The organism is Acrocarpospora phusangensis (assembly GCF_016862995.1).
GTDB lineage: Bacteria > Actinomycetota > Actinomycetes > Streptosporangiales > Streptosporangiaceae > Acrocarpospora > Acrocarpospora phusangensis.
Genome location: NZ_BOOA01000002.1, coordinates 190,922 through 216,035, shown reverse-complemented (window position 1 = coordinate 216,035; position 25,114 = coordinate 190,922). Strand labels below are relative to the sequence as shown.

Here is a 25,114-nt window from a genome sequence, read left to right as displayed (position 1 = left end):
AGAAGGACCCGGACCATATCCCGACCGGCCTTTATGTGGCCGGCAGGGGGGTTCAGCCGGCTTTGCGGTTGACCGGGCTGGTGAGGCGGGCGACGGCGGCGACCACTTCGGAGGCGTTGGAGAGGTCCGGAAGGACGATGTCGGCACCGGCCTCCACGAGTTCGGCCTCGGTCGATCGCCCGGAGGCCACGGCGATCATCGCGGCGCCGCCGATCTGGGCGGCCTGCACGTCGCGGGTGGAGTCGCCGATCAGGACGGTGTTCCCGGCGTCGAAGCGGAAGCCGTACTTGTCCTTGGCGCGGCCCTGGGCGACCTGGAGCAGGGTGGCCTTGGGGTAGACCTCCTCGCCGTACCCGCCGACTTCGAAGTCGACCCATTTGTGCAGGCCGAAAGCGGTGAGTTTGTGTACGGCATTGGTCTTAATGGTCCCGGTCAGCACCGACTGCACGACCCCGTCCAGGCGGGAGATCGCCTTCAGCGCGTCCTTGGCGCCCGGCATCACGCGGCCCTCTTTGTCCAGCCGGCGCCGCTTGTCCGTGAACGCCACGGCCAGCGCGTCGATGAACCGCGGCAGGTGGTAGTCCTCCACCTGGATCCCGTTGATCGCCAGCGTCTCAAAGATGATCTCCGAGTCCGGCCGGCCCATGGCCACCGCCAGCTTCACCAGCGGCCGCCCGGTGACCATGCGAAACGCGTCGGCGTACGCGTCGCGAGCAACGATCGTGACGTCCACCAGCGTCAGATCGACATTCCAGAGCACGAGCCGGTTAATCGCGACCTCCGAGGACACAAACTCGACTCCGCCAAGCGTACGGCTTGCGCCCCCCGCTTAACCCCTGCGATGCCAGATGGATTGCCCCTATACCGATCAGATCGTCCGTCTTCACGGGGAAACAGCGACCAGCTTCAATCCCCGCGCCCACCCCACTGGCTGACCGCCGGACTTGGGAGTGGCGGTCAGCACCAGAGGACGTTTGACAGTTATGGGCGAGCGTGGTGAGGCCCCTGGCTCTCCTCGATCACGTGGGCGATTGATTCGGTCCCGTCATCCCAGCGCCACGGCACGTGGTGCCCACGTAGATGCACCCCGCCAATCCACCGGTCGATGCCGTTGAGCGTGACGTGGTCCGCCACACCGGCGAGCACTCGTGCTCCGGTGTCGGTCAGGCGCAGGCCGGTTCCACGGTTGACCGGACGGGTTGCCGGCTCGGCGTGAAGGAGCGGGACGGCGGCGTGCGCCATCCGGTCCATCATCGTGTAGCACCAGGAGTCTCCAAGGTACGGACGCGTTTCTCGCGCTGCGGCGCGGACGAACGCCGTCCCAGCCTCAGCCGCGCCGTCGGCGACAGCGGCCAGGATCCGCCGTTCGGTCAGCGACAACCCGTCGCGGGTCGCCGGGTACTCCCGGCTGAGCCGGTCGAACGCCTCTCCCAGAAACCGCAGTTCACCCGAGCGGCTACCGGCGATGGCGCGCAGGCCCTCGGGATTCGGCGCCCGGAAGGCGGCCCAGGCATGAGTGGCGAGCTGAAGCGCGGCGGGGGTCAGCCGGGCGCACGCGTTCGTGGCGGGCAGTTCGCGCAACTGCTCGGCCGTCAGCTCACCGAGACCACCGAAACGGGCGATGCCGGGATGCTCACCGATGCAGATCAGGGTGATGCGCCGCGCCGGCACTCCAAGGTCGGCGAGGCGAGCGAGGATCTGGATGATCTGTAACTGGTCGTACAGATCCGCCTCGAACCACAGGACGTACTCGCCGTCCCGGTTGGCCTCCAGGATGCGATCCCGCTCGGCGAACATTTCGGTGCCCTCCGCGCGGTCGTCCGCGTCCGCACCTGCCAGGAAGGCGGCTCTGATCTGGCGGAGCTCCTCGGGACCCACCGCGGGCACCGGCCCCTCGTGCAGGGAGTCGCGCCAGTACAGAACGCGTGACGCGAGCCCGGTCCCGGGTAGGTCCGTGGCGTCGCCGTTGCTTACGTGCAGGGCCGCCGCCATCCCATCGGGACTGGAAGCCGCCGGACCCGGCTGCTCGGCCAAGAGCTGGCTGCGGGCGGTCGCGTACGACTCGCCGGTCTTGGCCATGCGGGCGCGCACGCGCCGTTTGAAGTCGGCCTGCTTGGTCATGGTCATCTCCCGCGGCCCGACCGCAGATCCCCCAGCGACCGGTACGGCGGACGCGCGATCGACAACGAAAGCCCGGCCGGGAGGTGGACCTCCCTTTGCCTCCTGGGGTGACCCTGCTGGGGCGGGTCGCCGGAGGTTGTGCGCGGACGGACGCCATCCGCCAGAGTATCCGACTAGGCCGCACCAGTCGCGTATGAGATTTTGCGCCGGGATCAGATCAGGTTCAGCGCGTGCTGCAAGGAGTCGACCACGGGGACGCCGACGCGTTCGAGTTCGGAGCGGCGGGTCATGCCTCCGGTGTAGAGGATCGCGCGAGCGCCGACGTGCTCGGCCGCGTGGGCGTCGTCGACGCTGTCGCCGATCACCACGACCTTGCTCGGATCGAGGTCGAGCGCCTTCAGGTGCAGGACCATGTGCTCCGCTTTGGGGCCGCCGGAGGCCGCTCGCAGCCCGTCCACCCGGGCGAAGTGGTGGTCGATGCCGAACTCGCCGACCTTGGGCACCAGTCGATCGTGTCCCCACATCGACAGCAGCGACTGCGTGCGCCCGGAGTCTCCCCAGGCCCGCAGGCTGGCGACCGCGCCCTCGGCCAGCTGGCAGGCCAGCATCAGCTGGTGGTAGTGCTCGTGGAAACCACGATCGAGCTGGTCCCACTCTCCCTCGGCGAGCGGCCGACCGATGATGCGCTCATACGCCACCCAGATCGGCCGCGTGTAGACCTCCCGGAACCCGTCAAGGTCGAAGGGCCCCACCCCGTACGGCTGGAAGATCGCGTTCGTCGCTCCCACGACCGCGTCGGTGTCGTGAAAGAGCGTTCCGTTCCAGTCCCAAACAATGTGTGTCATCGTCCCCCAACTTTAATCCACCCCACCGACAACACCCTGGTCACCCACCCCACCCACCACCCAACCCCCGAGCGAACAGGCTCTGGGCCCACCAGGGTTGGAGCGTCAGGGCATCAGCCACCTTGGGTCATTCCGTTAGGCGATCTTCGGCCGTGCCGAGCGGTCCACGACCGGAGCGGGCGATCCGGACGACCCGATCCGGGAGGCTGGTGTTACTCCAGGCCCACTTTGCCCGGCGTCCAGAACGGCTTGGTGAGGACGGAACGCCGTGGCCAGTCGCGTTCGCGTACGAGATGGTCACGGACCATCTGGACGGTTTTCGCTTCGCCCGCCACATACGCGACGCCGGGCTCCGCCGGCAGTTCCAGCCGCCGGACCGCCTCCACTAGTTGCCCCGACTCCGCCGCGCTTCGATCGCCCCGATAGAGCCACTGGATCCCGTCCCCGAGGTCGAGCCGATCGTCGGGCCCAGCGACCTCCACGACTCCGTACACCGAGGCGCCTGCCAGCTTCCGGATCATCGGGCCGAACGCGACCGCGGCCGTCTCCTCGCCCACGAACAGGTGATACGCCCCCTCCTGAACGACGAAAGCCCCCTCGGGCTTGTTGAACGTGACCTCATCCCCCACCGCCAGGCTCCGCGCCCACCGAGCCCCGGGCCCATCCCCGTGATCGAGAACCCGCAACTCCAGCCCACCATCGAGATCCCAGACCGAGTAGGTCCGCAGGAAATCCCGAGGCCGCCGCCAGTTCCGAATCGCCAGCGGATCGGTCACCAGAACCCGCACCTGCTGCCCCGCCGCCCAAGCCAGCCCACCAGCTCCATCGATGCGAATAGCCCGCATCCTCCCCGCCACCATGCGGATATCGGCCACCACCCCCGTGACCAGAATCAGATCCCGAACCCGCCGCCCCAACCCCCGAGACACCGCCGCCGCACCCATATTCCCCGGACCGAAGCCACCGACTCCGCCCCATCCCTCCCATCCACCCCATCGCAACCCACCAAGACGAACTCAAGATATATCTCGAAAATTCACCCAGTCAATGCCCGCCATCGCCGCGATGACATCCCTACGCACAGCGCAACCGATGACATGCCACGCCCGCGGCGGATACCCACGCACGGACGGCATGAAGATCATGCCCACGCACAACGCGCACGATGAGCAAACCCACAGAACCACGATGAGCAAACCCACGAAACAAGGATGAGCAGACCCATAAAACAGGGATGAGCCTGCCCACGGAACAAGAACTTCTGGCGAGCCGGACAGATCGGACACCTCTTGGCGCCGGTACGGCGAGAAGCGTCACCTGCGTAAACGGCGCCGGATAACGGCGAGAACCCGACGTCCCGCCCCTATGGTTTCACCAGATCAGGGAAGGATGTCGGGAATTTCCTGGGTGGCGTACCAGAGGAGTTCGTGAGCGTCGGCACTGTCGACGATGAACTGAGCGTCGTCGTCACCGTCATCCGCGGAGGAGAGCGCGGAGACCGCCGCAGCCACGTCCTCCTGAGCGTCGACATCATCCACATGCACAGCCGCCAGTTTCCCCAACGGAACCGACTCCTGCACCCGTACCCTGCCTCGATCGTTCAGATCAGGACTGACCAGGACAGCCGAGTCAGGAACCTCCGCCGCCACCACGACACGCCGAGCGGGAGCATCGAACCCATCGGCCAGATCCGCGGCCAGCATGCGCAAGGACGCCCGAGCCGCCTCCATCAACGCGACATATTCCAACTCCTCGGTATCCCCCGAGACGTACCACTCGACCAGCGCGGGCGTCACCGCGAACCCGGACAGCGGCCCCGGACCGAGTTCCCCGACCGTAACCGCGCGGGCCAGGCCCGGAAGCGTGCACGGCAGATAGACACGCATGACTTCCCCAAGTTGCTCGACTCTGAAGCTTGCCACGGCCGCCCGAACAACGAAGAGCTCCGCACGGATTCCAGGGGCGCCCCCAACCCCGGGCGCGGCCGATCACCCCATGAGTGTGCCAGCACCACAGCACTTCCCGCGAGAACCGCTCTCCACGGAAACCAGCCCCCACCCAATGGAAGGATGTCCCCTATGACCGATTCAGGACCGAAAGCCGATCTCCACCGCTACCTCCAGACGGCCCGCGAAGCCCTGCTCTGGAAACTCGACGGCCTCTCGGAGTACGACATCCGCCGCCCCCTCACCCCCACCGGCACCAACCTCCTCGGCCTGGTCAAACACGTAGCCAGTGTCGAACTCGGCTATTTCGGCGACACCTTCGGCCGCCCGAGCCCCGAACCCCTCCCCTGGTTCGCGGACGACGCCGAACCCAACGCCGACATGTGGGCCACCGCCGACGAGTCCCGCGAACAGATCGTCGCCCTCTACCACCACTCGTGGGCCCACTCCGACGCCACCATCGACGCCCTGGACCTCGACGCGACCGGCCAGGTCCCCTGGTGGCCGGAAGACCGGCGTCAGGCCACCCTGCACCGACTCCTGGTCCACATGATCGCCGAAACCAACCGCCACGCCGGCCACGCCGACATCGTCCGCGAACTCATCGACGGCGCCGCCGGCCTTCGCGAGGGCAACGACAACATGCCCCCACAAGACGAAACGTGGTGGCAGACTTACCGCACCCGCCTAGAGGACGTAGCCCAGAAATCGGCCCAGCCCGAGCCCACAACCCAGCCCACGTGACGCCGGAATCACCGATCCGCGCGACTCACCAGAGTCACACCAGGCAGTGGATCAGATGAGGTCGCGGAGGGGGTGGCCGGTGAGGGATTCCAGGTGGGTGATCGTGGTGGTGGGGGCGGTGTGGTGGAGGCCCTGGATGCCGAGGGCTTCGGCGGCGGTGATGTTGGCCTGGATGTCGTCGATGAAGACGCACTGGGCGGGGGCGAGGGCGATCAGGTCCAGGGCGTGGTGGAAGATGCGGGGCTCGGGCTTGCGCATGCCGACCTCGCCGGAGATGACGACCTGGTCGAAGAGTCCCGTCCAGGAGTCGCGGGGGTAGTCGTTGGCCCAGGAGTTGGAGAGCAGGCAGGTCTTCAGTCCGGCGGCGCGGGCGCGGCGCAGCATTTCGTGCATGGACTCGACCGGGCGGAACCCCGCGAACATGCGGTTCAGCAGTCCTTCGGCGACGGGCGGCACACCGTCCAGCGTGAGCAGACGAGCAGCGAGGTCCCGTTCGAAGTCCGCAGCGGAGATCTCACCCCGCTCCAGCGCGTGAATCGCGTTCTCGCCATCGACCGCCCCCTCGTACGCATGCCGGATCAGCTCCCGCATGACATCCCGATACCGCGAACCGTCGATGCGATCCGCGACGATCCACTCATCGATCGCCTCGGCCAGCCCGGTGGTGAGAACCCCACCCCAGTCGATCAGCACACCCTTAACCACAAACCCTCCCCGATAGACCCGATCTAGCCTAAGCCACCCACCTCGCTCGCCCGGAACACCACCGTCCCGCGGAGACGAAGCCCCCGCCACCTAGACACGAACTCCCACATGGGTGGCCTGTATCCAAGCCTCGCCAACGGCACCTTCGCAGAGCGCCTCGGCGGTCACCAGGACGGCGAGGGCCCAGTCGTCGTCCCACATGTCGCCCCCGGCGGCCGAGGAGGCGATCCATCGCTCGACAACGTCCGGATCGGGAGCCGCGAAGACCTCCCGGTCGAACGGATCGAAGGACGCGACAATCCGGCCGTCGGCGACATAGGTGACTCCGGGCGGGGCGGTGTCGCTCCACTGGACGCTCAGGCAGGAGCCGACCACGTAGACCCGGAAGCGTTCGCCCAGGTCAGCTCTGGGCGGTCAGGCGGGCGGCCGCGCGGCGGTTGCTCGGGGTTTTCAGGAGGGATGCCGCTTTGGACGGAGGAGGGAAGAAGTTCTTGGTGTGGAGGGAGCGGTCGAATTTTAGTTTGAGGATGCGGCGGACTGATTGGTTTAAGCGGGTTTGGGAGATTCGGCCGGATTGGACGGCGGCGAGGACGGCCTGGTAGGCCTTCGGGAAGTCGGGCGGCATGAGGAGGATGTCGGCGCCGGCGAGGATGGCGCGGATGGCCACCTCGGAGTCGCCGTACTTCTTGCGGACGCCGTCCATGTTGAGGGCGTCGGTGGAGATGACGCCCTTGAAGCCGAGTTCCTCGCGGAGCAGGCCGGTGAGGATCTTCTTGGAGAGGGTGGCGGGGTCGCCGGAGGAGTCCAGGCGGGGCATCACGATGTGGGCGCTCATGATGGCGTCCACGCCGGCGTCGATGGCGGCCCGGAAGGGCGGGGCGTCGAGGCGTTCCCATTCGGCGCGGGTGTGCCGGATCACGGGGAGGGCGGTGTGGCTGTCGGTGGCGGTGTCGCCGTGGCCGGGGAAGTGTTTGGCGGTGGCGGCGACGCCGCTGTCGTGGAAGCCCTTGACGGCGGCTTCCACCATGTCGGCGACCAGTTCGGGATCCGACCCGTACGCCCGCGGGCCGATGACGGGGTTCTTGGGGTTGACGTTCACGTCGGCGACCGGAGCGAAGTCCATGGAGATGCCGAGCGCGCGCAACTCCGCGCCGGTGATCTTGGCGGCGGCTCGGGCGTTGGCGGGGTCCCCGGTGTCGCCGATGGTCTGCGCGCCGGGAAGTTTGGTGACCAGGTCACCGAGGCGGGAGACCAGGCCGTTCTCCTGGTCGACGCCGATGAGCAGCGGCACCTCGGGGGAGGCGGCACGCAGCCCGTACGTTAACTGGGCGAGTTGTTTGGCGTCGACGATGTTGCCGGTGCCCGGGAAGAGGATCATGCCGCCGAGGTGGTACTTCTCGATCACCTGGGCGGGGCTGCCGACGCCGAACCTCGCCTGGTTCTCCTGGTGGGGGGCGTCGGCGCGCGAGCCGTACAGCACGGGCATGAAGAGCTGGCCGACCTTCTCCTCGACGGTCATCTTCTGGAGGGCGGCCGTCACCCGGGAGACCGCCTCCGCCCGCGTCGGTGTGATGGAGGGAGCGGCCGAAGGGGCCGACACGGGGGGCAGGGTGGCGCGGCCCGCGGAGGAGTTCTCCGGTGAGCACGCGACGACCATGACCGATGTCAGGCATATCCCCGCCCAGACCCGCACACGAGCGAACCTGGCGAGAGCACGTGACGGGGAGGGCGCAAGCATGTTCTCACCGTAGTCGTCCCGACCGACATCCGGCGGGATCTGGTGCGCACGGCTCCTCCCCCAGGCCCTGTTCCACCCGGAGGAGGAGCCGCACGCGAGTTCAGAGGCCCAGGTCGCTGAGGCCGGGGAGTTCGGCGCGAGCGGCTGCTCTCGCGCTGGTGGCGGAGAGCGCGCCGCGTGCCGCCGCGGCAGCGGTACGGCACTGCTCCAGATTATGTCGCGAGAGCGCGGCGCGTACCCACGGCAACGCCGGAGATCCCATCGAAAGTGAGGTGACGCCGAGCCCGACGAGCACGCAGGCGAGCGCCGGGTCGGCTCCCGCCTCGCCGCAGACCCCGCAGCTCTTGCCGGCCGCGGCGGCGCCCTCGGCGGCCAGCGCGATCAGGTCGAGCACGGCGGGATGCCACGGGTCCTGGAGCTCGGCGACGCCGCTGACCTGGCGGTCCGCGGCCATCGCGTACTGGGTGAGATCGTTGGTGCCGATCGAGAAGAAGTCGACGACGGCGGCGAGCTGCCGGGCCCGGAGCGCGGCCGAGGGCACTTCGACCATGATGCCGGCGTCGGCCAGCCCGGCCTCGTGCGCGGCGGACACGAACCAGGTGGCCTCCTCGACGGTGGCGACCATCGGCGCCATGACGTAAGGCCGTGCCGACGTGCCGGAGGCCGCCCGCGCCAGCGCCCCCAACTGACTTCCCATCATTTCCGGATATTTCCGGAAAAGGCGGAGGCCGCGTTCGCCGAGGGCGGGGTTGGGCTCCTCTCCGGACGGCGGCAGGAACGCCAGCGGCTTGTCCGCCCCGGCGTCCAGCGTCCGCACCACCACCCGGCCTCCCGGAAAGGCCTCGAAGACCGCCCGGTAAGCCGCCTCCTGCTCCTCCTCCGAGGGCGCGTCGCCGCGATCCAGGAACAGGAACTCGGTCCGGAACAGCCCGACCCCCTCCGCGCCGTGCGCCAGCGCCGACTCCAGGTCCCGCGGCCCGCCGATGTTGGCGAGCAGCGGCACCGCGTGCCCGTCCGCGGTCGCCCCGGGACCGGTCACGGACGCCAGCGCGGCCTCCCGCGACGCGGCCGCGCCGAGCACCGCGTCCACCTCGGCCCGCGGCGGCGAGAGCCGTACCGAACCGGAGGCGCCGTCCACGAGCACGAGGGTGCCCTGGGCGAGCAGGGTGGCGCCCACGCAGCCGACCACGGCCGGCACGCCCATGGCGCGGGCGAGGATCGCGGTGTGGCTGGTCGGCCCGCCCTCCTCGGTCACGAAGGCGGCCACCAGATCCTTGTTGAGCAGGGCGGTGTCCGCCGGCGCCAGATCCTTGGCCACCAGCACGTACGGCTCCGCCGCCGTCTCCGGCACCCCCGGCATGGGCAGCCCGGTCAGCAGCGCGATGGTCCGGTCCCGGATGTCGTCCAGGTCGGCCACCCGCTCGGCCAGATAGCCTCCGGCGGCGGCGAGCAGGTCGCGATATTTCCCGAACGCCTCGAAGACGGCGCGCGGCGCGGCGATGCCCTCGTCGATGAGCTCGGCGACCCCGACCTCCAGGCCGGGGTCGCGCGCCATCATGGCCTGCGCGCCCAGCACGTCCTGGGCCGCGCCGCCGGCCTTGGCCCCGCGCATCTCGAGATCGTCGGCGACCCGTTCCAGCGCGGCCGCGGCCCGCTTGCGCTCGGCCGCCGCCTCTCCCTCGTACCGCGAATCGGGCGCGGGCTCCGGAATCGACCCCACCAGCACGTGTACGGGCCCGTACCCGGCGCCCGGACTGACCCCGGACCCGCGCAACTCCGCAGCGGCGTCCATGTCAGGTCGCCGACGCTATCGCGGCCAACTGGTCGAGGACCGCGTCGGCCCCCTCACCATCGGCGGTGATGATGATGGTGTCGCCGTGCCGGACGTCCAGCGCGAGCACCGACAGGATGCTCTTGGCGTTGACGGGGGCGCCGGTGCCGCCCATCTTGGCGATCGTCACGTCCATCGCCGCCTTCGTCGCGGTCTGCACGAACGTGGCGGCGGGGCGGGCGTGCAGGCCCACCTCGGATTCGACGGTGATCTTTCGCTCGGCCACGGAATACTCCTCTACCTACGCGGGCGGTCCAGACCACCCGTTATTGGCCATTCCACACCAGTTAGATCGGCCACCACCAGATCGGCGTGCGCCAATTCGCGGGGATGATGGGTCGTCGCGAGTCCGACGCACGTCATACCCGCCGCCCGCGCGGCGGCAATCCCGGCGAGCGAGTCCTCGAACACCACACACTCCGCGGGCGGCACCCCCAGCCGGTCGGCGGCCGTCAGGTACGCCTCCGGGTCCGGTTTGCCCGCGGTCACGTCCTCGGCCGTGACGATGGTCTGGACCAGGTCGTACACGCCGAGCCAGCGGAGCCGGTCCTCGGCCCACCAGCGGCGCGCCGAGGTGACCAGCGCGGTGGGCGCGCCGGAGTCGGCCACCGAGCGCACGAACTCGACCGCGCCCGGGACGATCTCGACCTCGGGCAGGCCGGGCAGCGTCACGTAGGAGTTGATCTCGGCGAGCAGCGCGTGCGTGTCGTAGCCGGGCATCACCTCCCGGAGCACGTCGGGGCCGCGCCGGCCCATGAAGCCGCGCAGCACGGTCTCGTCGTGGGCCACGCCGTGGTTGTCCAGCAGCATGGCCCAGACGACCAGGCTGCGCGCCTCGGAGTTGATGAGCGTGCCGTCCAGATCGAACAGCGCGGTGGTCAGTCCCATTGGAACAGCTCGTCTCCGGCGTGTACGGGCCCCGCGGCGACCCGCAGCACCGCCGACGCGGGCGTGTCCAGCGCCACGACCGGGCAGATCGGCGAGCGCCCGCCGGCCTCCACGTCGGCCGGGTTCCAGGACACGACCGGCTGCCCGGCGCGCACCGGGTCCCCCTCGGCCACCAGCGGCTCGAAGCCGGCGCCCTTGAGCTGGACGGTGTCGATGCCCAGGTGCACCAGCACGCCGCGGCCGTCCGGGGCCTCGATCACGTACGCGTGCGGGTGCAGCTTCACGATCCGCCCGGAGATGGGGGCGAGCGCGTGACCGGGCTCCCGCGCCGGGTCGATGGCGGCGCCCGGACCTACCATGGCCTGGGAGAACACCGGATCCGGCACGGCGGAGAGACTGATCGCCGCGCCTGCCATCGGGGCCAGCACAGGTGTCAACAAGGTCCCCCTCAGCCGATGATGTCCTCGATGTCGCTGGCGATCGTGTCGGCCTCGGGACCCACGACGATCTGGACGATGTTGCCCGCCGCCATCACCCCGTGCGCCCCCGCGGCCTTGAGCGCGTGCTGGTTCACCCGGGCGGCGTCGCGCACCTCGGTCCGTAACCGGGTGATGCACGGTTCGATCTCGATGATGTTGTCCACGCCACCGAGACCGGCGATGATCGCCCGCGCGTCTGCCGCCATGGTCGAGCCTCCCTGTTCCCATGAGAAATCCGTGATCCGGGCAGCCGTGGGCGGTAACCCGGGGCGGGTTTCTCAGCAACGGACCTGTGACTGGAAGCCTAAGTCAATCGGTCTGGGTCACCTTGTTCAGGCCGCGGGGCGCGTCGGGGTCGATGCCGAGCCTGCGGGCCAGCGCCTCGGTGAGCAGCTGCCCGGGGACGATCAGGCCGAGCGGCGCGACCCATTCCGGCAGGTCGGGGCCGTGCAGCGAGGCCGTCGAGGCGGCCGCCAGCCGGGAGCCGCCGCCCACGCCGAAGGAGGCCGCGCCCGCGCCGGTCACCCGCTCGGCGAGCGCGATGGTCCCGGGCAGGGTCGGCCCGTCCTGGGCGGCGACCAGGATCGCGGGGGTGTCCTCGTCCACCACGGCGATCGGCCCGTGCAGCAGGTCGGCGTAGGACAGGCCCATGGCGTGCAGGTAGCAGGCCTCCTTGAGCTTCAGCGCCAGCTCCAGCGCGGTCGAGAACGCCAGCCCGCGGCCCGACACCACGACGCCCGGCTTGTCGGCCAGGCCGTCCACCAGGGCGTCCAGGTCGCCGGGGTTCTCGATGAGCTTCTCCACCGCGTCGGGCACCCGGTCCAGGTCCGCCGCGTTCACGTCCGCGTCCAGGCCGAGGGCGAGCACCGCCATCGCGGCCAGCTGGGTGGTGTAGGTCTTGGTGGCCGGGACGGCCTTCTCCTCGCCCGCGACCGTGCAGAGCGCGAGGTCGGCGCTGAGCGCGAGCGGGCTCTCCGGCCCGCCGTTGGTGATCGCCACCGTCCGCGCCCCGCACTCCTTCGCCCAGTCCAGCGTCTCCACGATCTCCTCGGTACGCCCCGACTGGGACACCGCCACCGCGAGCACCCCGTCCAGATCCAGCCGCCGCCGGTACGTGGTGGCGATCGACGGAGCGGCCAGCGCGCACAGACGGCCGGCATGGGCCTCGATCAGATAGCGGCCGTATACTGCGGCGTTGTCAGATGTGCCCCGGGCGATGAACAGCAGCTGACGCGTCCGCGCCCCCAGTCGACGCACCTCCTCGACCTGGGGTAGCAACGCGTCCAGCGTGGCCCGGAGCGCGGCGGGCTGCTCGGCGATCTCGCTACGCATCTTCGTCGTCATCTGGTGCTCATCCCGTTATCGGTACGTACGTTGACAGGGAAATCGGGCCTGTGGTCTAGTCCGGACTAGACCAGTAGGAACCTTACCTAATGGAAGAGGGGAGGCAACAGTGGCCCAGATCGATCCGGACAGCCCGGTGCCCAAGTACTTCCAGCTGCGCGAGATCCTTTTGGACCTGATCGAGAGCAACGAGCTCCCGATCGGCGCGGCCATTCCCTCGGAGCGCGAGCTGTGCCAGCGTTTCGGCCTCTCCCGGATGACGGTCCGCCAGGCGGTGGACCATCTGGTCTCCGAGGGCCGGCTGCACCGCGTGCCCGGCAAGGGCACCTTCGTGGCCCGGCCCAAGATCGAGCTGGCCCTCCAGCTCACCTCCTTCAGCGACGACATGCGCGCCAGGGGCCTGGAGCCGGGCTCCCGCGACCTGGACCGCCGGGTGGTCCGGGCCAGCGCCCACCTCGCCCGGGAGCTCGGCATCCAGCCCGGCGACGCGGTGCACTTCATCGAGCGCCTCCGTACGGCGGACGGGGAACCGCTGTGCATCGAGCGGGCGCACATCCCGGTGGCCCTCGCCCCCGACCTGGACGCCTTCGACCTGTCCGGCCGCTCCCTCTACGCGCTGCTCGAATCCCGGTACGGCCTGGTGCTGGACGCCGGCGAGCTGACCATCGACGGCGGCATCGCCGATCCCAGCGACGCCGATCTGCTCAAGCTGGCCCGCGGCGGCGCGGTGCTGCTCCTGCAAAGGCGCTCCTACGCCGGTGGGGCCTGCGCGGAACTCGGGGTATCCACCTACCGTGCCGACCGCTACCAGCTCCGCACCCTCCTGGAGCCGAGGCGCTCGTAACCTCCCCCACCTTGGAGGATCCCGATGAGTTCCACCTCCATCCCGGGCATGCCGAACGACCGGGGCGCCGGTTCCGCGGTGATGGGCGTGCTCCAGCGGCTGGGCCGCTCGCTGATGCTGCCGATCGCCGTGCTGCCGGCCGCCGCCCTGCTGCTGCGTTTCGGCCAGCCGGACATGCTGGGCTCCAACGGCGCGGAGCCGGGGGGCCTGGCCGACGTGGCCGGGTTCGGGTGGATGGCGAACGTGGCGAAGGTGCTCGCCAACGCCGGCGACGTGCTGTTCGGCGCGCTGCCGCTGCTGTTCGCGATCGGTGTGGCGATCGGCTTCGCCCGCAAGGCGGACGGCTCCACGGCGGTGGCCGCCCTGGTGGGCTACCTCATCTTCGACCGGGTGTCCAAGGGCCTGTTCTTCGACGCGCCGGCGGCGGATGTCGTACACCAGCGGGTGTCGCAGCAGGTGGTGGGGGCGGACGGCAGGCCGGTCGAAGTGATCAACTGGGCGGCGGGGAACCCGACCGGGGTGCTCGGCGGCATCGTGATCGGACTGGTGGCGGCGCTGCTCTGGCAGCGGTACTACCGGATCAAGCTGCCGACCTGGCTGGCCTTCTTCGGCGGGCGCAGGTTCGTGCCGATCGTGACCGCGTTCGCGGCGGTGCTGCTGGGGGTCGTCTTCGGCCTGGTGTGGCCGCCCATCGGCGAGGTCATCAACAACTTCGGCAGCTGGCTGGCCGACCACAACGAGGTCGGCGCCGGTGTGTACGGCACCGCCAACCGCCTGCTCATCCCGGTCGGCCTGCACCACATCATCAACTCCATCGTCTGGTTCCAGGTGCCGGGCTGCACGGTCGGCGGCGCCCAGTTCACCGGCGACCTGACCTGCTACCTGCAGGGCGCGGACGGCGCGGGCTCCTTCATGACCGGTTTCTTCCCGGTGATGATGTTCGGCCTGCCGGCGGCGGCGGTCGCCATCTGGCGGGCCGCCCCGGCGCACCGCAGGACGGCGGTCGGCGGCATCATGATCTCCGCCGCGCTGGTCTCGTTTGTGACGGGCATCACCGAGCCGATCGAGTTCGCGTTCATCTTCGTGGCGCCGGTGCTGTTCGTGGTGCACGCGCTGCTGACCGGCCTGTCCATGGCGCTGATGGCGGCGCTGGACGCGCGGCTGGGCTTCGGCTTCTCGGCCGGGGCCACCGACGCGCTGCTGAACTTCGGGAAGGCCAACACGCACAACTTCTGGCTGGTCATGCTGGTCGGCCTGATCTACGCGGTGGTCTACTACGTGATCTTCAGTTTCCTGATCAGGCGGCTGAACATCATGACGCCGGGCCGGGAGCAGGAGCCGGACGTGGACTCCGGCGAGGGCGCGGAGCCGGCGCCGTCCCGATCCTGACCCGGGGATCTTCACCTTCTTCGCTTACAGTGGGAAAGCGACTCTCGGCCTGGCGAGACCCGAGGTGGGGCCATGTTGACGATCCGGCTGCTCGGGCGTCCGGTCATCGAACGTGACGATGTGGCGGTGCGCCAGCCGCGCGGCCGCAAGGCGTGGGCTCTGCTCGGCTACCTGCTCCTCACCGGACGGCCGCAGACCCGCAGGCACCTGGCCGAACTGCTGTTCGCCGACGCCGACGACCCGCTCGGCGCGCTCCGCTGGACGCTGGCCGAGCTGCGCAGGACGCTGGGCCTGCCCGGCGCGCTGACCGGCGACCCGGTGTCCGTCTCGCTGGCTGGCGAGGCGGTCGTGGACGTGGACCTGATCACCCGCGACGACGCCGACTCCTCCCCCCTGCTCCAGGCCGACGGCGACCTGCTGGAGCGGGTGAGCCTGGCCGGGGGCTCCGGGTTCGAGTCCTGGCTGCTGGTCGAACGCCACCGGCTCTCGGCGCGGATCGAGGCCCGCTGCCGCCAGGTCGCCGTCGGCCTGCTCGCCGCCGGACGGGCCGGGGACGCCGTCGCGTACGCGGCCCGGGCGGTTGCCCGCAACCCGCTGGAGGAGGGCAACCACGAGCTGCTGGTCCGGAGCCTGGCCAGCAGCGGGGACAGGGCCGCCGCGTTACGGCAGGTCGCGGTCTGCGAGGACATCCTGCGGCGCGAACTCGGCCTGAAACCGTCGGCGGTGCTGTACGAGGCGACCTCCGTGACCACGGGAAGGCCGGTGGCTCCCGCGCTGAGCGGCCGGGCCGCCGGATCCAGCCAGCTGGACGCGGGCCGGGCCGCCATCGCGGCCGGAGCCGTGGACGCGGGGTTGCAGTGCCTGCGCCGCGCCGTCGCCGAGGCGGCCCGCCATGGGGATACGGGATTGCAGGGCCGGGCGCTGGTGGCGCTCGGCTCCGCGCTGATCCACGCGGCCCGGGGACGCGACTCCGAGGGCTCCATCGCCATGCACGAGGCCATCGCGCTGACCGAGCGGACCGGCGACCGGGCGATGGCCGCGCGGGCCTACCGGGAGCTCGGCTTCGTGGAGGTGCAGGCCGGCCGGCGGGACACCGCGGACGAATGGCTGAGGAAGGCCCAGTCGGCGGCCGAGACCGACGCCGAGTTCGCCGCCCTGTTCGGGCTGCGCGGGATGAGCTCCTCCGACGTCGGCGACTATCCGGCGGCGTTCGGTTACCTGAACGAGTCCGTCGAGCGGGCCGCGCGCTGTCAGGACCACCGGCAGCAGGCGTGGTCGTTGTCGATCCTGGCCCGCGCCCACCTGCTGCGGGCCGAACACGGCGAGGCGGCCGCGGCGCTGCGGCGCTCGCTGGACCTGACCTCCCGGCAGCGCTGGATGGCGTTCCTGCCCTGGCCGCAGACGCTCCAGGCCGAACTCGACCTCCACGCCGAGAGGCTGGAGGAGGCGGGGGACGCCCTCGAACACGCCTGGGAGCTGGCCTGCCAGCTCGGCGACCCGTGCTGGGAGGCGATGTCGGCGCGGGGCCTGGGCCTGCTCAACGCCACCCGCGCCGACTACGCCACGGCCGTCAAATGGCAGGACGAGGCGACATTCCGCTGCGTACGGGTGCCCGACCGGTACCAGTGGATCCACGCGTACGCCCTGGACGCCGCCGTCACGACCGCGCTGAAACACGAGGACCGGGATCGGGCGATCGCCCTGGTGGACCCGCTGGCGACGCTGGCCGCCCACTGCGATATGCGGGAGTTCGTGGTACGGGCGCAGCTGCACCGGTGGCGGCTGGGCGACTCCGCCGCGCTGGGGAACGCGCGCAGGCTCGGGGAGGGCATCGACAATCCGGCGCTGGCCGAGCTGTTCCGCTAGGTTTTGCGGCCATCTGGTTGCCGGGAAGCTGGTGCTCCGAAAGCCGACCGACTTGGTGGATCTTCTTGGTTAATCTGAGCGAATCGCCGTACAAGAGCGGGAAATCTGGGGCGGGTGGTATTCGGGAGGGCTGGCCGGAATCTCTTCTAGGGGACCGATCGCCCGACCCCCCTCGGAGACTCGATGCCCAAGCCGATCCCGCTTCCCCGGCTCGTGCCCGTCCCCCAAGCCGACCCCCCGTACGACGACGAGCCCCAGACCAGCGGATCCCTGGCCCTCGCCTACCTGCCCGCCCCCGAACCCGTACGGGACCGGCGGCCGCTGGCGATCGGATCGTCCGGTTCCATCCCCGACGAACGGCGGCTGCGCGGCCTGGGTCAGGCGCTGGCGGAGATCCTCGCCGGTCGGAGACCACCGGAGACCGTGCAGGACCGGCTGTCCGAACGCGCCTACACCGAACTGATCCGGGCCGGGAAGATGATCGACACGCAGCGCCCGCCGATGGCCGGCGCCCCACACGTGCAGTCCCCTCGCCCGGGTGCCGTGGAAATGTGCCTGCTGGTGCACTGCGGCACCCGCAGCCGCGCCCTCGCCGTCCGCCTCGAACGGTACGGCACGCAGTGGCTCGTCACCGACTTCGAAACCGCGTGAACGAAGAAGCCCGCGCCGGATGACCCGGCGCGGGCTTCTTCGACTGGCCTTACGCGTTCGCGTGCTTCGGGTCCCCGTGGCAGCGCTTGAACTTCTTGCCCGACCCGCAGGGGCACGGCGCGTTGCGCTCCACGTTCCCGTAGGCCGCGCGCTGCTCCGGCGTAGACCGCACCCGGCTGACCTCGACCTCGCCGCCCTCACCCGGAGCGGAGTAGATCATCTCCGTCGGCCGGGACGGCCGGCGCAGCGCCCGCGCGATGATCGAGGTGGCCTCGGCCACGGCCGCGTCGCCCTCCTCGCCCGCCTCGTAGCTGATCGGGTTCTCCTGAACCTGGATCTGCACGGCGAACAGCCAGCGGGTCGACTCCTCCTTGATGCCGTCGAGCATCGCGGTGAACATCTCGTAGCCCTCGCGCTGATACTCGATCAGCGGGTCCTTCTGGGCATAGGCGCGCATGCCGATGCCCTCCTGGAGGTAGTCCATCTCGTAGAGGTGCTCGCGCCACTTCTGGTCGATGACCGTGAGCACGACCTGCCGCTCCACGTGGCGCATGGCCTGCGGCCCGAACTCCTCCTCGCGCCGCCCGTACGCGGCGAGCGCGTCGGCCTTCATCTTCTCGGCGATGAGAGAACCGTCCAGGTCCGCGCGCGAGCCGCCGGACTCCTCGATGAGCTCGTCGGCCGTGGTCTTGACCGGGTAGAGCTCGCCGAACGCCTTCCACAGGCGGTCCAGGTCCCACTCCTCGGCGAAGCCCTCGGAGGTGGCGCCCTTGACGTAGTCCTCGACCACGTCGCCGATGAAGCTGCGGACCTGGTCCTGCAGGTCGGCGCCCTCCAGCACGCGCTGGCGCTCGGCGTAGATCACCTTGCGCTGGCGGTTCATGACCTCGTCGTACTTGAGGACGTTCTTGCGGATCTCGAAGTTCTGCTGCTCGACCTGGTGCTGGGCGGAGGCGATGGCCTTGGAGACGATGCCCGACTCGATCGGCTGGTCCTCGGGGATGTTCAGCCTGGTCATGATCATCTCGACCCTGGCCGAGTTGAACAGCCGCATCAGGTCGTCCTCGAGGGACAGGTAGAAGCGGGACTCGCCGGGGTCGCCCTGACGGCCGGAACGGCCGCGCAGCTGGTTGTCGATGCGGCGCGACTCGTGCCGCTCGGTGCCCAGCACGTAGAGACCGCCGATCGAGACGACCTCCTCGTGCTCGGTCTTGACGGCCTCCTTGGCCTTCTCCAGCGCCTCGGGCCAGGCCTTCTCGTACTCCTCCGGAGTCTCCACCGGGTCCAGGCCGCGCTGGCGCAGCTCCGTGTCGGCGCGGAACTCGGGGTTGCCGCCGAGCATGATGTCGGTGCCTCGACCGGCCATGTTGGTGGCCACCGTGACCGCGGCCTTGCGGCCCGCCTCGGCGATGATCGCGGCCTCACGGGCGTGGTTCTTCGCGTTCAGCACCTCGTGCCGCACGCCCTGGCGCTTCAGCATCCGGGAGAGCCGCTCGGACTTCTCCACGCTGGTGGTGCCGACCAGGACCGGCTGGCCCTTCTCGAACCGGGCCTTGATGTCGTCCACGCAGGCCTGGAACTTGGCGTCCTCGCTCTTGTAGACCACGTCGGCCTGGTCCTTGCGGATCATCGGCCGGTTGGTCGGGACGGGGACCACGCCCAGCTTGTAGGTCTGGTGGAACTCGTTCGCCTCGGTGGCGGCGGTTCCGGTCATGCCGGAGAGCTTCTCGTAGAGCCGGAAGTAGTTCTGGAGGGTGATCGTGGCCAGGGTCTGGTTCTCGTCCTTGACCTTGACGCCTTCCTTGGCCTCGATGGCCTGGTGCATGCCCTCGTTGTAGCGCCGGCCGTGCAGCACGCGGCCGGTGAACTCGTCGACGATCAGCACCTCGCCGTCGACGACGATGTAGTCCTTGTCCTTCTTGTACAGCTCCTTGGCCTTCAGGGCGTTGTTCAGGAACTGCACCAGATGGGTGTGCTCGGGCTTGTACAGGTTGTCGATGCCGAGGACGTCCTCGACCTTCTCGACGCCCGCCTCCAGGATGCCGACGGTGCGCTTCTTCTCGTCGACGGTGTAGTCGCCGGTGCTCTCCTCGCCGTCCTTGCCCTCGGTGCCGCGGCGCAGCCTGGGCACGATCTTGGCGAACTCGCCGTACCACTTGCCGGACTGCTCGCCGGGGCCGGAGATGATCAGCGGGGTCCGGGCCTCGTCGATGAGGATGGAGTCGACCTCGTCCACGACCGCGAAGTTGTGGCCGCGCTGCACGCACTCCTCGATGGACTGGGCCATGTTGTCGCGCAGGTAGTCGAAGCCGAACTCGTTGTTCGTCCCGTACGTGATGTCGGCGTTGTACTGCTTGCGGCGCTCGTCCGGCGGCATGTTGGCCAGGATCACGCCGACCTCGAGGCCGAGGAAACGGTGCACCCGGCCCATGGTCTCGGCGTCGCGCTTGGCCAGGTAGTCGTTGACCGTGACGACGTGCACGCCCCTGCCGGAGATGGCGTTGAGGTAGGCCGGGAGCGTACAGGTCAGGGTCTTGCCCTCACCGGTGCGCATCTCGGAGATGTTGCCCATGTGGAGGTTGGCGCCGCCCATGAGCTGCACGTCGAAGTGGCGCTGGCCGAGCACCCGGCGGGCGGCCTCGCGCACGGTGGCGAAGGCTTCGGGAAGCAGGTCGTCCAGCGACTCGCCGGCCGCGTGACGCTGCTTGAACTCCGCGGTCTGCGCGCGGAGCTCGGCGTCCGTGAGACTCTTGAAGTCTTCCTCAATGGAATTGACCTGCTCGGCGAGGCGCTTGAGCTTACGCAGAGTCTTGCCTTCGCCGGCGCGAAGAATCTTGTCGAGAATGGCTGCCACTGTTAGTAAAGCTCCTCGCAGGTCTACCCCGGCTCACCCGCCGGAGTTGAGGACAAGACATACTTCCCCGAAGCCATCGTAGGCGGTTCCACCACCGGACACAGCCACCCGACACAGTCGTCTGACGGCCGGTGTAAACGGAGCGGAGGACCCGGGGGCATACCGAGGGGGCATGTCGATAGGCTCAACCCTGACAAACGTACGAGCGAGGCCCCGTGTTCCGGTGGGGCGGGTCAGGTAGGTAAGCGGATATGGCAGAAACTGCGCACCAGGGCAGTCACGGGGGCAGCGCCAAGTCGTGGCTCGCCGTCTCCGTCATCCTCATCGGGTTCACCGTCGGCGGGGTCGCGCTGACCGGGCTCGGTGGGAACGCCCCCATGTGGGTGCTCTTCTGGGTCGGCGCGGGCATCTGCGCGGTGGGCGGCCTGCTGGCCCTGGTCTTCGACATCTTCTCCGACGTCATCGTGGACGCGCCCCGGGCGCTGCGGGCGGCGGAGCACCACTCCCCGCACGAGCAGCGTCTGGAGCAGAAGACCCTGCACGAGCTCAACTGACCCACGAGCCGAACCGATAACACAGGCTGAGCTGAGCACGGGCCGACCCGGAGCATGGGCTGAGCCGGCTCTGGGACCCGGCCGGTCGGGCCCGAGGCGAAACCGGCGTAGGCGTTTTGTCGGTGGCGGGCTCTAGCATCGGACCCGTGACGGATTCCGTGCATGACTTGACGGCCGACGAGGCGAGGCGGCTGATCCTGCGCGCCCAGGGCTTCCTGGGCGCCGACGGCCGGCGCGGCGGCGCGCCCGCGATGCTGCGCCGCCTCGGCGCCGTGCAGCTGGACACCATCTCGGTGCTGGCCCGCTCCCACGAACTGGTGGCCTACGCGCGCCTCGGCGCCATCGGCAGGGACGCGGTCGAACGCGCCTACTGGAGCGGCGACGCCTTCGAGTACTGGTGCCACGCCGCCTGCGTCCTCCCCCTCGAACACTGGCCGCTGTACGGCTTCCGCCGCCGCGCCTACCGCGAGAAGGGCATCCGCTGGCACGAGGTCCCCGCCGGCGTGGAGAAGGTCCTCGACCGGGTCCGCGCCGAGGGCCCGGTGACCACCACCGACATCGGCGGCGCCAAGAACGGCGGCCCCTGGTGGGACTGGTCCGACTCCAAGATCTCCATCGAGTTCCTGCTCGACATCGGCGAGGTGGTCTGCGTCAAGCGCGTCGGCTGGCGCCGCGTCTACGACCTGGCCGAGCGCGTCGTCCCCGCGCACCTGCGGGAGACCGAGCTCACCGACGCCGAGGCGGTCACCCGGCTGACCCGCGTCGCCGGCGAGTCCCTGGCCGTCGCCACCCGCGCCGACCTGGTCGACTACACCCGGGTCAAGGGCCCGCACGCCGCCCTGCTCGACGAGGCCCTGCGCAGCGGCGGCGCCGGCCTGGTCCCCGTGCACGTCGCCGGCTGGCCACCCGCCAGAACCCGCGGCGCCCCGGTCACCCTGACCGGCCTCCCGTCCGCCCGCAGCGCCACCCCCAACGCCTGGGCCGACCCCGCCGCCCTGGCCGCCGGCGACCCCCGCGGCCGCCACCGCACGACGCCCCTGTCCCCCTTCGACTCCCTCATCTGGGACCGCGCCCGCACCGAACGCGTCTTCGGCATGACCCACCGCCTGGAGGCGTACGTCCCCAAGGACAGACGCGTCCACGGCTACTTCGCCATGCCGATCCTCTCCGGCGGCAAACTCATCGCCCGCGTCGACCCGGCCCGCGAAGGCGACACGCTCATCGCCCGCCAGGTGACCCTCCAACCCGGCACCAAGTCCCTCGACCCCATCCACACGGCCCTAACCGAAGCCGCCACCTGGGTCAACTGCACCAAAATCCGCATAGACCGAGTGACCTGACTCCGGCCAGCCCGTCAGGTGATCTCCAGGAGGCGTTCGCGGACTGCGTAGACGACGGCTTCCATGCGGGAGTGGAGCTGGAGTTTCTCCAGGATGTTGCGGACGTGGTTTTTGACGGTGTTCTCGGAGATGAAGAGTTCTTTGGCGATTTCGCGGTTGTTCATGCCTTTGGCGACCAGGCGGAGGACTTCCATCTCGCGGTCGGTGAGGCGGGGGACCGGGAGTTGCGGGGGGCGTTCCGCCTCTTTGCGGCTGATGCTGGCGAACTCGGTGATGAGTTTGGTCGCCATGGCGGGGTTGATGAAGGACTGGCCGCCGTGCACGCCGCGGACGGCGTCGGGGACCTCGTCGATCTGGACGTCCTTGAGCAGGTAGCCGGTGGCGCCGGCCTTGAAGGCCTCGAAGAGGTCCTCCTCCTCGTCGCTCGCGGTGAGCATGATGATCCGGGTGGACGGCATGCTCTCCTTGATGGCCCGGGTCGCCTGGATGCCGTCCTTGCGCGGCATGCGCACGTCCATCAGGACCACGTCGGGCAGCAGCCGTTCGGCGAGCTCGACCGCCTCCTGGCCGTCGCTCGCCTCTCCGACGACCTCGATGTCCGCCTCCGCCGCCAGCGCCAGCTCCAGGCTGCGCCGGATCAGCGAATGATCGTCGACTATCAGGACGCGGATCGGTTCGTTACGACCAGCAGAGCGGGCCACCTCGTCTCGCTCGCTGCGCTCACTCACAGCTCCTCCTCGTGGGGGGCCAAGGTCGCCGGACAGCCATCATTACACGGCCTCCAGCCCTGGCGAGGATCTTCGTTTCGATCTCCATGGTGCGATCCAGCGCCCGGCGCCCCGCACCAACGAAGGTGTGGGGCGCCGGTTTCTACGGTGAAGGGTATAAACGAGAAACCTGTCCTATGGACAGCCGCGACGGAGGCCGGTAAGGCGAATCCATACCGCGGCTTTCTCATTTATAGGCGGTGTCCGGGTCAGCTTTCGACGAGCCTGAGCACGCCGTAGTCGTAACCGCGGCGCCGGTAGACCACGCTGGGCTGCCCGCCTTCCTTGTCGCGGAACAGGAAGAAGTCGTGGCCGACCAGTTCCATCTCCAGGAGCGCCTGGTCGATGGTGATCGGATCGGACTGGTGGAACTTCTCCCGGACGACCAGCGGGCCGTCGCCGTCCTGCTCGATCGGGATGATGGGCTCGGTGTAACCGTTGCGCTTCTGCGGTGGGACGTACTCGTACCGGGACTCGGATTCCGGCGTCGGGGTCCGCGTCGAGTCGGACTCCTGGTTCACGTCGGCCAGAGCCGCGGTGAGTTCGGCGACGGAGGGCGGGCAGTTCTTGCCGTGATGGATCTTGCGCCGATCGCTGATCCGGCGCAGCCGTGACTCGAGTTTGCCGAGAGCGATGTCGAGAGCGGAGAACCGGTCGTCGGCCGCCGCCTCGGCCCGGATGGCCGGGCCCTTGCAGTGGATCGTCAGTTCCACTCGCTCTCGCTGATCCGCCATCCGCGGGTTGCGCTCCTTGGACACTTCCACGTCCACGCGGATGAGTTTGTTGTCCAGACGCTCGATTCTGGCCAGCTTGGTCGTCACGTGATCACGGAATCGGTCACTCACTCCGGTGTGCCGTCCCTTGACGATGATGTCCACGCAAAAGCCCCCCTTCGCCTCTCGACTGACATGAAGGAACACCCGTCCGGCCGACCTGGTCTTCGTCCCCACATCCGCCTGCTGAGGGGTTCGCGGCTCTTTGCCACTACTGCCCTTCTCTTCTGACGGGGGACATCTGGACCCCCGGGAAGGCAGGACTTACCTCTAAGCCGCACCGTGATCGGTCGACCAAGAGTCGCCTTACGTGGACCGTTTTGCCTGCGGCTGGCATCGGCTAGCCAGACCGAGACCCGAGCCGCCCACACGCGAACGGCGGGGGTGGGAGTCGGTCCGGCGCAACCACGGACCCGGACGGGTGCCATGTCCTGAACGCTAGTCGCTACCGGGCCGAATGTCAGCCGCGACCTCTTCCAGAAGATCACGTTGGGTGATTTTCCCGGCCCGCACGGCACTTGCGGCAGGTTCGTGTTTGGTCAGGTTGCCTTGCTTATGCGAAGCCCGCCGAACGTGCCTGACCAGGGGGACTGCCGTGGCCAGGCCATGAAGATGTAGCCCTTTGGCCAGACCGTTATTTAACTGTTTCTTTACTCTCGGTCACTTACCAAATTTCGATCATCCCGGGCGTGTCGCGTTGTGGTCACCCGCTTCCTGGTGGCCGCCACGGTGACCGCCAGGGGCGCCTGCGCCCCCGCCGCGCGCAGTGCCTCCGCCGCCGCGGCCAGCGTCGCCCCCGTCGTCACCACGTCGTCCACCAGCACCGCCAGCACGCGCCCTGACGCCCGCGGCCGGCCCTCCGGGACCACGAAGCCGCCGGCCAGGTTCTCGGCGCGCTCCGGCGCGCTCAGCCCCGCCTGGTCGGCCACCCGCCGCCGCGGCCGCAGCACCGGCGCGAGCGTGACCGGCCGCCCCCGCGCCCGCAGTTCCCGTACGGCGGCCGCCGCCATCCGCCGCACCGGATCGTGCCCCCGGCGGCGGGTGGCGGCCGGGGCGCTGGGCACCGGAACCAGTTCGAGCGCCGGCCACACCCCACCTGTCGCGGCGGTGAGGGTCTCGGCCAGGCAGCCACCCAAGAGTGGCGCGAGCGCCACCCTCCCGCGCTCCTTGTGGGCGACCAGCAGCCGCCGCACGGCCCCCGCGTACTCGGCGGCGGCCCAGACCTCCGGCATGCCGAGAGGCGGGTTCTCGGGCGGGCGCGGCGAGGGGTCTCCGCGCAGCCGTGCCGTACAGGCCGGGCAGAGGGGACAGGCGGGGAGGGGCGCGCGGCCGCAGCCGGCGCAGCGGGGCGGCAGGATCAGGTCGAGCAGGGCGGCGAGCACGCCGACACCCTGCCAGCCGGCACCGACAGAATCACCGACAGGATCACCGGCGG

General features: G+C 69.6%; 25 protein-coding genes. 7 read left to right on the top strand and 18 right to left on the bottom strand.

Translation table 11 applies throughout. From position 1 onward, the window contains the following. Positions 1-52: 52 nt before the first annotated feature. The 5 genes from Aph01nite_RS02070 to Aph01nite_RS02050 all read right to left on the bottom strand — a co-directional run bounded on the left by Aph01nite_RS02070 (position 53) and on the right by Aph01nite_RS02050 (position 4,852). Positions 53-790 (bottom strand): HAD family hydrolase, encoded by a 738-nt coding sequence (locus tag Aph01nite_RS02070; RefSeq protein ID WP_239161327.1) that lies wholly within the window; start codon positions 788-790, stop codon positions 53-55. A 191-nt stretch (positions 791-981) separates the two neighbouring features. Beyond that, entirely contained in the window at positions 982-2,121 is a 1,140-nt protein-coding gene (locus Aph01nite_RS02065; protein WP_239161326.1) for a hypothetical protein, read from the bottom strand. 212 nt (positions 2,122-2,333) lie between these two features. Beyond that, the gene (locus Aph01nite_RS02060; protein ID WP_204038957.1) at positions 2,334-2,966 is read right to left on the bottom strand and encodes an HAD family hydrolase; all 633 of its coding nucleotides are present in this window, start codon (positions 2,964-2,966) and stop codon (positions 2,334-2,336) included. 212 nt (positions 2,967-3,178) lie between these two features. Next, a complete protein-coding gene (locus Aph01nite_RS02055) occupies positions 3,179-3,742 on the bottom strand; it encodes a siderophore-interacting protein (RefSeq protein ID WP_204038956.1) in 564 nt (187 codons plus the stop codon). Between the two features lie 603 nt (positions 3,743-4,345). Beyond that, positions 4,346-4,852, bottom strand: a complete 507-nt coding sequence (locus tag Aph01nite_RS02050) for a DUF6912 family protein (protein ID WP_204038955.1) — start codon at positions 4,850-4,852, stop codon at positions 4,346-4,348. 192 nt (positions 4,853-5,044) lie between these two features. Here Aph01nite_RS02050 and Aph01nite_RS02045 point away from each other — a divergent pair, with 192 nt between their 5' ends. Further along, entirely contained in the window at positions 5,045-5,656 is a 612-nt protein-coding gene (locus Aph01nite_RS02045; RefSeq protein WP_204038954.1) for a DinB family protein, read from the top strand. A gap of 51 nt (positions 5,657-5,707) precedes the next feature. Here Aph01nite_RS02045 and Aph01nite_RS02040 read toward each other — a convergent pair whose 3' ends face one another. From Aph01nite_RS02040 to Aph01nite_RS02000, 9 genes are all read right to left on the bottom strand, one after another. Then, positions 5,708-6,361 carry an HAD family hydrolase gene (locus tag Aph01nite_RS02040; protein WP_204038953.1) on the bottom strand — a complete coding sequence of 218 codons (654 nt, stop codon included), beginning with the start codon at positions 6,359-6,361 and terminating at the stop codon, positions 5,708-5,710. Positions 6,362-6,451: 90 nt separating this feature from the next. Further along, positions 6,452-6,736, bottom strand: a complete 285-nt coding sequence (locus Aph01nite_RS02035; protein WP_204038952.1) for a hypothetical protein — start codon at positions 6,734-6,736, stop codon at positions 6,452-6,454. A 25-nt stretch (positions 6,737-6,761) separates the two neighbouring features. Further along, complete coding sequence (gene nagZ, locus Aph01nite_RS02030) at positions 6,762-7,961, bottom strand: beta-N-acetylhexosaminidase (RefSeq protein WP_239161325.1); 1,200 nt, start codon at positions 7,959-7,961, stop codon at positions 6,762-6,764. Between the two features lie 238 nt (positions 7,962-8,199). After that, complete coding sequence (gene ptsP, locus Aph01nite_RS02025) at positions 8,200-9,891, bottom strand: phosphoenolpyruvate--protein phosphotransferase (protein WP_204038951.1); 1,692 nt, start codon at positions 9,889-9,891, stop codon at positions 8,200-8,202. A gap of 1 nt (position 9,892) precedes the next feature. Continuing rightward, positions 9,893-10,156: an HPr family phosphocarrier protein gene (locus Aph01nite_RS02020; protein ID WP_204038950.1), complete on the bottom strand. Its 264-nt coding sequence runs from the start codon at positions 10,154-10,156 to the stop codon at positions 9,893-9,895. A gap of 11 nt (positions 10,157-10,167) precedes the next feature. Next, positions 10,168-10,818 carry an HAD family hydrolase gene (locus Aph01nite_RS02015; protein WP_204038949.1) on the bottom strand — a complete coding sequence of 217 codons (651 nt, stop codon included), beginning with the start codon at positions 10,816-10,818 and terminating at the stop codon, positions 10,168-10,170. Then, the gene (locus Aph01nite_RS02010) at positions 10,809-11,234 is read right to left on the bottom strand and encodes a PTS sugar transporter subunit IIA (protein ID WP_239161324.1); all 426 of its coding nucleotides are present in this window, start codon (positions 11,232-11,234) and stop codon (positions 10,809-10,811) included. Before Aph01nite_RS02010 ends, Aph01nite_RS02015 begins: the two co-directional genes overlap by 10 nt. Positions 11,235-11,266: 32 nt before the next feature. Beyond that, a complete protein-coding gene (locus Aph01nite_RS02005; RefSeq protein WP_204038948.1) occupies positions 11,267-11,503 on the bottom strand; it encodes a PTS sugar transporter subunit IIB in 237 nt (78 codons plus the stop codon). 103 nt (positions 11,504-11,606) lie between these two features. Continuing rightward, positions 11,607-12,641: an SIS domain-containing protein gene (locus Aph01nite_RS02000; RefSeq protein WP_204038947.1), complete on the bottom strand. Its 1,035-nt coding sequence runs from the start codon at positions 12,639-12,641 to the stop codon at positions 11,607-11,609. Positions 12,642-12,750: 109 nt separating this feature from the next. Between Aph01nite_RS02000 and Aph01nite_RS01995 the strand changes: the two genes are divergently transcribed. The 4 genes from Aph01nite_RS01995 (at position 12,751) to Aph01nite_RS01980 (ending at position 17,391) form a co-directional block, all read left to right on the top strand. Continuing rightward, positions 12,751-13,485 (top strand): GntR family transcriptional regulator, encoded by a 735-nt coding sequence (locus Aph01nite_RS01995; protein ID WP_204038946.1) that lies wholly within the window; start codon positions 12,751-12,753, stop codon positions 13,483-13,485. 24 nt (positions 13,486-13,509) lie between these two features. Then, the gene (locus tag Aph01nite_RS01990; protein ID WP_204038945.1) at positions 13,510-14,874 is read left to right on the top strand and encodes a PTS transporter subunit EIIC; all 1,365 of its coding nucleotides are present in this window, start codon (positions 13,510-13,512) and stop codon (positions 14,872-14,874) included. Between the two features lie 72 nt (positions 14,875-14,946). After that, on the top strand, positions 14,947-16,740 hold the full coding sequence (locus tag Aph01nite_RS01985; protein WP_204038944.1) for an AfsR/SARP family transcriptional regulator: 1,794 nt from the start codon (positions 14,947-14,949) through the stop codon (positions 16,738-16,740). Positions 16,741-16,923: 183 nt separating this feature from the next. Next, on the top strand, positions 16,924-17,391 hold the full coding sequence (locus tag Aph01nite_RS01980) for an Rv3235 family protein (RefSeq protein ID WP_204038943.1): 468 nt from the start codon (positions 16,924-16,926) through the stop codon (positions 17,389-17,391). 49 nt (positions 17,392-17,440) lie between these two features. Here the strand turns inward: Aph01nite_RS01980 and secA are convergent, their stop codons facing one another. After that, on the bottom strand, positions 17,441-20,245 hold the full coding sequence (secA, locus tag Aph01nite_RS01975) for a preprotein translocase subunit SecA (protein WP_204038942.1): 2,805 nt from the start codon (positions 20,243-20,245) through the stop codon (positions 17,441-17,443). 251 nt (positions 20,246-20,496) lie between these two features. Here secA and Aph01nite_RS01970 point away from each other — a divergent pair, with 251 nt between their 5' ends. Together Aph01nite_RS01970 and Aph01nite_RS01965 are read left to right on the top strand one after the other, a co-directional pair. Further along, a complete protein-coding gene (locus Aph01nite_RS01970; protein ID WP_239161323.1) occupies positions 20,497-20,799 on the top strand; it encodes an HGxxPAAW family protein in 303 nt (100 codons plus the stop codon). A gap of 146 nt (positions 20,800-20,945) precedes the next feature. Further along, positions 20,946-22,139: a winged helix-turn-helix domain-containing protein gene (locus Aph01nite_RS01965; RefSeq protein WP_239161322.1), complete on the top strand. Its 1,194-nt coding sequence runs from the start codon at positions 20,946-20,948 to the stop codon at positions 22,137-22,139. A 14-nt stretch (positions 22,140-22,153) separates the two neighbouring features. On the opposite strand, the gene Aph01nite_RS01960 is transcribed toward Aph01nite_RS01965, so the two are convergent. From Aph01nite_RS01960 to Aph01nite_RS01950, 3 genes are all read right to left on the bottom strand, one after another. Beyond that, complete coding sequence (locus Aph01nite_RS01960) at positions 22,154-22,867, bottom strand: response regulator (RefSeq protein ID WP_239161321.1); 714 nt, start codon at positions 22,865-22,867, stop codon at positions 22,154-22,156. Positions 22,868-23,115: 248 nt separating this feature from the next. After that, entirely contained in the window at positions 23,116-23,784 is a 669-nt protein-coding gene (hpf, locus tag Aph01nite_RS01955) for a ribosome hibernation-promoting factor, HPF/YfiA family (RefSeq protein WP_204038941.1), read from the bottom strand. A 545-nt stretch (positions 23,785-24,329) separates the two neighbouring features. Continuing rightward, positions 24,330-25,061, bottom strand: a complete 732-nt coding sequence (locus tag Aph01nite_RS01950; RefSeq protein ID WP_204038940.1) for a ComF family protein — start codon at positions 25,059-25,061, stop codon at positions 24,330-24,332. Positions 25,062-25,114: the final 53 nt, after the last annotated feature.

Bases quoted from the DNA above. Each gene is read 5' to 3' on its own strand.
- Aph01nite_RS02065 (WP_239161326.1), bottom strand. From the start codon at position 2,121: ATGACCAAGCAGGCCGACTTCAAACGGCGCGTGCGCGCCCGCATGGCC.
- Aph01nite_RS02060 (WP_204038957.1), bottom strand. From the start codon at position 2,966: ATGACACACATTGTTTGGGACTGGAACGGAACGCTCTTTCACGACACC.
- Aph01nite_RS02050 (WP_204038955.1), bottom strand. From the start codon at position 4,852: ATGCGTGTCTATCTGCCGTGCACGCTTCCGGGCCTGGCCCGCGCGGTT.
- Aph01nite_RS02045 (WP_204038954.1), top strand. From the start codon at position 5,045: ATGACCGATTCAGGACCGAAAGCCGATCTCCACCGCTACCTCCAGACG.
- ptsP (WP_204038951.1), bottom strand. From the start codon at position 9,891: ATGGACGCCGCTGCGGAGTTGCGCGGGTCCGGGGTCAGTCCGGGCGCC.
- Aph01nite_RS02015 (WP_204038949.1), bottom strand. From the start codon at position 10,818: ATGGGACTGACCACCGCGCTGTTCGATCTGGACGGCACGCTCATCAAC.
- Aph01nite_RS02010 (WP_239161324.1), bottom strand. From the start codon at position 11,234: ATGGCAGGCGCGGCGATCAGTCTCTCCGCCGTGCCGGATCCGGTGTTC.
- Aph01nite_RS02005 (WP_204038948.1), bottom strand. From the start codon at position 11,503: ATGGCGGCAGACGCGCGGGCGATCATCGCCGGTCTCGGTGGCGTGGAC.
- Aph01nite_RS02000 (WP_204038947.1), bottom strand. From the start codon at position 12,641: ATGACGACGAAGATGCGTAGCGAGATCGCCGAGCAGCCCGCCGCGCTC.
- Aph01nite_RS01990 (WP_204038945.1), top strand. From the start codon at position 13,510: ATGAGTTCCACCTCCATCCCGGGCATGCCGAACGACCGGGGCGCCGGT.
- Aph01nite_RS01985 (WP_204038944.1), top strand. From the start codon at position 14,947: ATGTTGACGATCCGGCTGCTCGGGCGTCCGGTCATCGAACGTGACGAT.
- Aph01nite_RS01980 (WP_204038943.1), top strand. From the start codon at position 16,924: ATGCCCAAGCCGATCCCGCTTCCCCGGCTCGTGCCCGTCCCCCAAGCC.
- Aph01nite_RS01970 (WP_239161323.1), top strand. From the start codon at position 20,497: ATGGCAGAAACTGCGCACCAGGGCAGTCACGGGGGCAGCGCCAAGTCG.